This window comes from Micromonospora sp. DT4 (assembly GCF_049841675.1).
Classification (GTDB): Bacteria; Actinomycetota; Actinomycetes; order Mycobacteriales; family Micromonosporaceae; genus Micromonospora.
Genome location: NZ_JBNCKT010000175.1, coordinates 1 through 7456 on the forward strand (window position 1 = coordinate 1; position 7456 = coordinate 7456).

Sequence of the window (7456 nt, forward strand, 5' to 3'; positions counted from 1 at the left end):
TATAACGACCCCGCCGGGTCCCCGATTCCGCCGCCAGAGTGCCGCCGGCCACGGGACGCCACCGCCCAAACCGCCCAATCGAGCACGATCATGGTCCGCCGAGACGTGTGTGCACCGTGTCCGTCAGTGGGGCGGTACGCCGCTGACGGCGCACCGTGCGGTCTGTCGCGCCGTCAGTGGGTTGTCGTGTCGTTCTGGGGCGCGCGGTGTTGCCGGGGGACCGTGAGGGCTGCCGGCCAGGGGATCTCGGCGGAGCGGTGGAAGGTGATCCCGGCGGTGGACCAGCGCGGGCCGTGCCCGGCCAGGCGTTCGCGGAACCCGGCCCAGTCGTGTGCCGTCCGGGGTGACCAGCCCAGCTCGGCGATGGCGGGCAGCCGGGGAAGCAGCAGGAACTCGATGTCGGCGAGCGAGGTGACCGATTCGGTCCACAGCGGGGCCTCCACCCCGAGCACGGCCGCGGTGGGCACGTCGGTGACGTGTGTGCCCGGATCCCAGTCGTACGCGCGGCGCACGTCGATCAGGCCGGCCCAGTCGTGCCCGATCGGGGTGTCCTGGGCGTACTTCATGTCCAGGTAGGCGTGGTTGCCGGGGGAGACGATCAGCCGTGCCCCTCGGCGGACGGCGTCGGCGGTGGTGGGGTCGTCGGCGTCCGTGCCCCACCATTGCAGGACCCGTCCGTCGAAGTGCGCGGCCGGGGCGAGCTGGTGCCAGCCCACGACGGTCTTGCCGGTGTCGGCGACGATCTGTTGCGCCCTCTCCACGAAACCGGTGTAGACCTCGCCCTTGACCTTGAACGCCTCGTCGCCGCCGATGTGCAGCCAGGGCCCCGGAGTGAGGGCGGCGACCTCGCCGAGCACGTCGGCGACGAAGTCGTACGTCCGCTCGTCGCCCGGGTCGACGTAGCTGAAGCCGACCTCGGTGCCGGTGTACGGCGGCGGCGCGACCTTGTCCGCTGCCAGCTCCGGGTACGCGACGAGCGCCGCGTTGGTGTGGCCGGGCAGGTCGACCTCGGGGACGAGGGTGACGTGCCGGGCGGACGCGTGCGACACCATCCGCCGGTAGTCGTCCTTGGTGTAGTGCCCGCCCGGCCCGTCGCCGACCTCGCTCGCGCCGCCGACGGTGGCCAGCCTCGGCCAGGAGTCGACGGCGATGCGCCAGCCCTGGTCGTCGGTGAGGTGCAGGTGCAGGTGGTTGAGCTTGTAGCGGGCCAGGTGGTCGATCACCCGCAGGACGTCCTCGACGGCGAAGAAGTGCCGTGCCACGTCGAGCATCGCGCCCCGGTACGGGAAGCGGGGACGGTCGAGGATCGTGCCGCCGGGAAGCGCCCAGCGGACGGCCACCGGGGTCGGGCTCTCCACGGCGGCCGGGAGCAACTGCCGGAGCGTCTGGACGCCGTAGAAGAGACCGGCGGTGGTGTCGGCGACGACGCGTACCTCGGAGGCGGTCACGTCGAGCCGGTAGCCCTCCGCCCCGAGGGCGGCGCTCTCCCCGATGGTGGCCGGGGCCTGGCTGGCGGGCGTGCCGGCCAGGGTGAGCGTCATCGTGCCGGCCGGGTCGACCACGAGGTTGTCGGCGACGGGCAGGGGGAACCCGGTCGCCGGTCGGAGCAGGTCGGCCAGGTGGTCGGCCACCTCCCGGGCGCCCGGGTGCGCGGTGACCCGGATGGCCGTGTCCCCGGTGAGCACGAACGTCGCCCCGGGGTCCGCTTCGACCCGTTCCGGTGCCGGCACGACGTCGCCGAGGCGTACCGGCGGGGCGAGCAGGTCGTCGCCGGCCGCTCGGGCGGCGAGCGCGGCCAGGTCGCCGGCCTCGGGCTCGTGCGCGGGCAGCGCGACCGGGTGGGCGGCGGTGGTCGGGTCGGGGGTGGGGGAGGAGATCGGGAGGGAGGACACGACGACGGCTCCGGAAGGGGTTATTTCGCGTCGGATATGGCAAAAGCGAGGTTCAGCAGAACCAGTGTCGTCAACACTACGAGGACCGGAGAAATTGCGTGATCGTGCTCGTGGAAGCGTTCCCAAAAACCGGTACGAACGCGGATAGTCGTGATGGCTGTGCCTATTGTCACCGAACGCTCCCAGGCCACCCGATCTTCGCTTAACCTTCGCCCTGAACCTTCGTTAAGTGTCAATCCGGCGCGCGTGGGAGGCTCTGGTGGCAGCGCAAGAGACCGACGATCACAAGTACGTCTACGACTTCTCCGAGGGCAACAAGGACCTCAAGGACCTGCTCGGAGGCAAGGGTGCCAACCTCGCCGAGATGACCAACCTCGGCCTGCCCGTGCCGCCCGGCTTCACCATCACCACCGAGGCGTGCCAGGCGTACCTCGCGACCGGCCGGGAGCCCGACGGCCTCGCCGGTCAGATCGAAGCACACCTGGAGGCGCTGGAGCGCGAGATGGGCAAGCGCCTCGGCGACCCGGGAGACCCGCTGCTGGTGTCCGTCCGTTCCGGGGCGAAGTTCTCCATGCCCGGCATGATGGAGACCGTCCTCAACGTCGGCCTCAACGACCAGAGCGTGGTCGGGCTCTCCGCGCAGGCGGGGGGCAACGGCAGGTTCGCCTGGGACTCGTACCGCCGACTCATCCAGATGTTCGGCAAGACCGTCTGCGAGGTGCCGGGCGAGGAGTTCGAGCACGCCCTCGACGAGGTCAAGAGCGCCAGGGGTACGCACAACGACCTGGACCTGGACGCGGACGACCTGCGGGGGCTGGTCGACGCGTACAAGAAGATCTTCGCCAAGCACACCGGCCGGGAGTTCCCGCAGCAGCCGCGTGAGCAGCTCGACCTGGCGATCCGGGCCGTCTTCGAGTCGTGGAACGCCGAGCGCGCGGTGCTCTACCGCCGTCAGGAGCGCATCCCGGCCGACCTGGGCACCGCGGTCAACGTGGTGACAATGGTCTTCGGCAACCTCGGCCCCGACTCCGGCACCGGTGTCGCCTTCACCCGCGACCCGGGCAGCGGGGCGCAGGGCATCTACGGCGACTACCTGGCCAACGCCCAGGGCGAGGACGTGGTCGCCGGTATCCGCAACACCGTGCCGTTGCAGGAGTTGGAGCGGCTCGACAAGTCCTCCTACGACGAACTGTTGTCGATCATGGCCCGGTTGGAGGAGCACTACCGGGACCTGTGCGACATCGAGTTCACCATCGAGCGCGGCAAGCTGTGGATGTTGCAGACCCGGGTCGGCAAGCGGACGGCCGCCGCCGCGTTCGTCATCGCCGGGCAACTCGTCGACGAGGGCCTCATCGACCTGGACGAGGCGCTGCACCGGGTCAACGGTGCGCAACTCGCCCAACTCATGTTCCCCCGCTTCCAGCTCGACCACGAGTTCGAGGCGGTCGCCACGGGCATCGGCGCCTCACCGGGCGCGGCGTCCGGCGCGGTGGTCTTCACCTCCGCGCGGGCCGTCGAGTTGGCGGCCGAGGGGAAGTCGGTGATCCTGGTCCGCCGGGAGACCAACCCGGACGACCTGAACGGCATGATCGCCGCGAAGGGCATCCTCACCTCTCGGGGCGGCAAGACCAGCCACGCCGCCGTGGTGGCCCGGGGCATGGGCAAGACCTGCGTCTCCGGCGCGGACGAGATCGACGTGAACGTGCCGGCGAAGCGGTTCACCGTGGCCGGGCGGACCGTCACCGAGGGCGACGTCGTCTCCATCGACGGCACCACCGGCAAGGTGTACCTGGGCGAGGTGCCGGTCATGCCCTCGGAGGTCGTGCAGTACTTCGAGGGCAGCCTCGACGCCGAGCACGTCGACAACCCGCTGGTCCGGGCCGTACACCGGATCATGACGCACGCCGACGGGAAGCGGCGGCTGGCGGTCCGCACGAACGCCGACACCGGTGCGGACGCGGCCCGTGCCCGGCGCTTCGGCGCCGAGGGCATCGGGCTGTGCCGCACCGAGCACATGTTCCTCGGCGACCGGCGCGAGCTGGTGGAGAGGCTGATCCTGGCCCGGGCCGAGGGTGAGCGTGGCGAGGCGCTGGCGGCGCTGCTGCCGTTGCAGCGGGCCGACTTCGAGGAGATCTTCCGGGAGATGGACGGCCTGCCGGTCACCGTCCGGCTCATCGACCCGCCGCTGCACGAGTTCCTGCCGCCGTTGGAGCAGCTCGCGGTCAACGTGGCGGTCGCCCAGGAGCGCGGCGAGGACGTGGCCAAGGAGGAGGCGCTGCTCGCCGCCGTCCGGCGGATGCACGAGGAGAACCCGATGCTGGGGCTGCGGGGCGTACGCCTCGGTCTGGTCATCCCCGGCCTGTTCGCGATGCAGGTCCGGGCCATCGCCGAGGCCGCCGTCGCGGTCGTCCGCGCGGGCGGCGTCGCCCGCCCCGAGATCATGGTGCCGCTGGTCGGGGCCGTGCAGGAGTTGGAGACGGTACGCGCCGAGGCCGAGAGGATCATCGCCGAGGTGGTCGGGGACAGCGGCGTCGAGGTGCTGATCGGCACGATGATCGAGGTGCCCCGGGCGGCGCTGACGGCCGGTCAGATCGCCGAGGCCGCCGAGTTCTTCTCCTTCGGCACCAACGACCTGACGCAGATGGGCTGGGGCTTCTCCCGCGACGACGTCGAGGGCGCCTTCTTCTGGCGCTACCTGGAGCTGGGCATCTTCGGCATCTCACCGTTCGAGTCGATCGACCGCGACGGCGTCGGCCGGCTGGTGCGCATCGCCGCCGAGGAGGGCCGGGCCGCCCGCCCCGGCCTGAAGCTCGGCGTCTGTGGCGAGCACGGCGGTGACCCGGACTCGGTGCACTTCTTCCACGAGGTCGGGCTGGACTACGTCTCCTGCTCGCCGTTCCGGGTGCCGGTGGCGCGCCTGGAGGCCGGCCGGGCGGCCGTGCAGACCGACGGTTCGGACAGTCGCTGACGCCGAGTGCCGCGGCGGCCCGGTCGTCCCGGGCCGCCGTCGGCGTTCGTCACTCGCCGAAGCGTCGGGGCCCGTCGATCGGCCGTCACGGGCGTAACCTTGGCTCGCTCGCAAACGGCCGATTGCGTACGCCGTCGAACGGGAAGGGTGACTGAATGACAAGCGTCTGGGAGAGCCTCACCGTCGACGCCCGCGATCCGGCCCGGCTGGCCCGCTGGTGGGCCGAGGCGCTCGGCTATCAGATCGTCACCGAGAAGCCGGGCGGCGTGGAGATCCGTCAGTCCACGGATCGGTCCCCCGCACTCTTCTTCGGCCCGGTCGCCGAGGGCAAGGTGCGCAAGAACCGGCTGCACCTGGACCTTCGCCCAGCCGACCGGGAGGCCGAGGTCGAGCGTCTGGTCGACATGGGCGCCCGGCACGTGGACATCGGCCAGGGCGACGTGCAGTGGACGGTGCTGGCCGACCCGGAGGGCAACGAGTTCTGCGTGCTGCGTGAGCGCGAGGAGTGAGTCGGGTCTGCGAGCCCCGCAGTCGCGAACAACGGCGGCTGAGTGAAAGTGAGCAGTGACCCCGCCGACCGGCTGGTGGCGGAGCCGCCGAAGGACACCGGCCACCGTCGGTCGCCGTACGAGCGTGACCGTGCCCGGGTGCTGCACTCCGCCGCGTTCCGCCGGTTGGCCACCAAGACGCAGGTCCACACCGCCGGCACCGACGACTTCCTGCGTACGCGGCTGACGCACTCGCTGGAGGTGGCCCAGATCGCCCGTGAGATGGGCGCACGGCTGGGCTGTGACCCGGACGTGGTCGACGTCGCCGGGCTGGCCCACGACCTGGGGCATCCGCCGTTCGGGCACAACGGCGAGGCCGCGCTGGACCTGCTCGCGACGCCCTGCGGTGGCTTCGAGGGCAACGCGCAGACGCTGCGGGTGCTGACCCGGCTGGAGGCTAAGGTGCTCGCCCCGGACGGATCGTCCGGCGGGCTGAACCTGACCCGGGCCTCGCTCGACGCGATCGGCAAGTACCCGTGGCCGCGCCGCCCGGGGCAGCGCAAGTTCGGGGTGTACGCCGACGACACGGCGGTCTTCGAGTGGCTCCGGGCCGGTGCGCCGGGAGACCGGCGTTGCCTTGAGGCGCAGGTGATGGACTGGGCCGACGACGTCGCGTACTCGGTGCACGACGTGGAGGACGGCATCCACGGCGGGTACGTCACGCTGGGCCCGCTGCTCGCGGACGCCGACGAACGGGCCGCGCTCTGTGCCGACGTAGCGGCCACGTACTCGGGGGAGTCCCCGGCCGACCTGGCCGAGGTGCTGGTCGCGTTGCTGGCCGACCCGCTGCTCGCCCCGCTCGCCACGTACGACGGCAGCCACCGCGCCCAGATCGCGTTGAAGGCCACCACGAGCGGTTTGACCGGCCGGTTCGTGTCGGCGGCGGTGGAGGCCACCGAGGAGCGGTACGGCCCCGGCCCGCACCGTCGGTACGCCGCCGACCTGGTGGTGCCAAGGCGGGTCCGGGCACAGTGTGCGCTGCTCAAGGGCATCGCCCTGCGGTACGTGATGCGGCGCAGCGGATTCCGGGGTCGCTACGAGCGGCAGCGGACGATGTTGGCCGAACTGGTGGCCGCGCTCGTCCGACGGGCGCCGGACGGGCTCGATCCGATCTTCGCTCCGCTGTGGCGGGCCGCGTCGGACGACGCCGCACGATTGCGGGTCGTGATCGACCAGGTCGCCTCGCTCACTGACCCGGCGGCGGTGAGCTGGCACGCGCGTCTGGTGGGCGACGGCGCACCGATGGCGGGCACCTCGACAACTTAGCTTAAGCACCTCGATCAACACCACAGGCTCAAACATAGAAACCGACACAGGCTATCCGAAAAGTGAACAATCTTGGTTCCTGTCGCAGGATATTCGCCTGGTGTGTTTGGCATATTTTCGGTTTCCGTGGAGCTGTTTCTGAAGTTGTTGGCTGGTTGTAGGGGTGGGAGGGGTGTTCGGGGTGGGTGGGGCGGGTTTTGTGAAGTGTGTGGAGTTTGGGGTGTCGTGGGTGCGGTCGGGGGTGTTTGTCGGCGGGGGTGTGCCGCCGGAGGTGGTGTATGCGGGTGGGCCTGTGCCGGGGGTGCATGTGGTGTGGGTCGATGGGGAGTCGGTGGCCTCGGGGTGGGTGCGTGAGGTGGTGGGGGGGCGTGCGGCTTCTGTGCCGGGGCGGCCGGTGGTGACGTTGGCGTCGGCGGCGGTGGGTGGGTGGGAGGCGTTGCGGTGGGTGGGTGATGTGGGGTTGCCGGTGTGGCGGCGTGCGGGTGTGGTGCCGGGGCTCGCCTCGGCTGATCAGGTGGTGTTCCCCGGTGGTGGGGTGGAGGTGGTGGCCGGGGTTATGGGGTTGTCGTCGGCGGTGCTGCGGTGGCGCCTGGATGCGGCGGTGGGGGCTCTGGCTGGTTGGGGTGGCGCTCCTGATTGTGTGCCGCGGGTCGGTGAGGTGCTCACGGGTGTGGGTGTGCCGGGGGTGATCCGTGATGACGGTGATGAGATGGGGTGGCTCGGCCGGCGCTTGGGTGGGGTGTTCGTTGGCGCGGATCTTGGTGGGTTGCGTCAGTTGGCGC

General features: G+C 71.0%; 4 protein-coding genes and 1 pseudogene. 4 read left to right on the forward strand and 1 reads right to left on the reverse strand.

What is annotated here, in order from left to right; translation table 11 throughout:
• Nucleotides 1-173: 173 nt before the first annotated feature.
• Nucleotides 174-1892 (reverse strand): beta-N-acetylhexosaminidase, encoded by a 1719-nt coding sequence (locus ACLQ24_RS27765; protein ID WP_425894694.1) that lies wholly within the window; start codon nt 1890-1892, stop codon nt 174-176.
• Nucleotides 1893-2151: 259 nt separating this feature from the next.
• Between ACLQ24_RS27765 and ppdK the strand changes: the two genes are divergently transcribed.
• The 4 genes and pseudogenes from ppdK to ACLQ24_RS27785 all read left to right on the forward strand — a co-directional run.
• Nucleotides 2152-4860: a pyruvate, phosphate dikinase gene (ppdK, locus tag ACLQ24_RS27770; RefSeq protein WP_425894695.1), complete on the forward strand. Its 2709-nt coding sequence runs from the start codon at nt 2152-2154 to the stop codon at nt 4858-4860.
• A 155-nt stretch (nt 4861-5015) separates the two neighbouring features.
• Complete coding sequence (locus ACLQ24_RS27775; RefSeq protein WP_425894696.1) at nt 5016-5369, forward strand: VOC family protein; 354 nt, start codon at nt 5016-5018, stop codon at nt 5367-5369.
• Nucleotides 5370-5417: 48 nt separating this feature from the next.
• Nucleotides 5418-6674: a deoxyguanosinetriphosphate triphosphohydrolase gene (locus ACLQ24_RS27780; RefSeq protein WP_425894697.1), complete on the forward strand. Its 1257-nt coding sequence runs from the start codon at nt 5418-5420 to the stop codon at nt 6672-6674.
• A gap of 397 nt (nt 6675-7071) precedes the next feature.
• Nucleotides 7072-7456, forward strand: a pseudogene (locus tag ACLQ24_RS27785) (hypothetical protein); the annotation flags it as partial.

Bases quoted from the DNA above. Each gene is read 5' to 3' on its own strand.
- ACLQ24_RS27775 (WP_425894696.1), top strand. From the start codon at position 5,016: ATGACAAGCGTCTGGGAGAGCCTCACCGTCGACGCCCGCGATCCGGCC.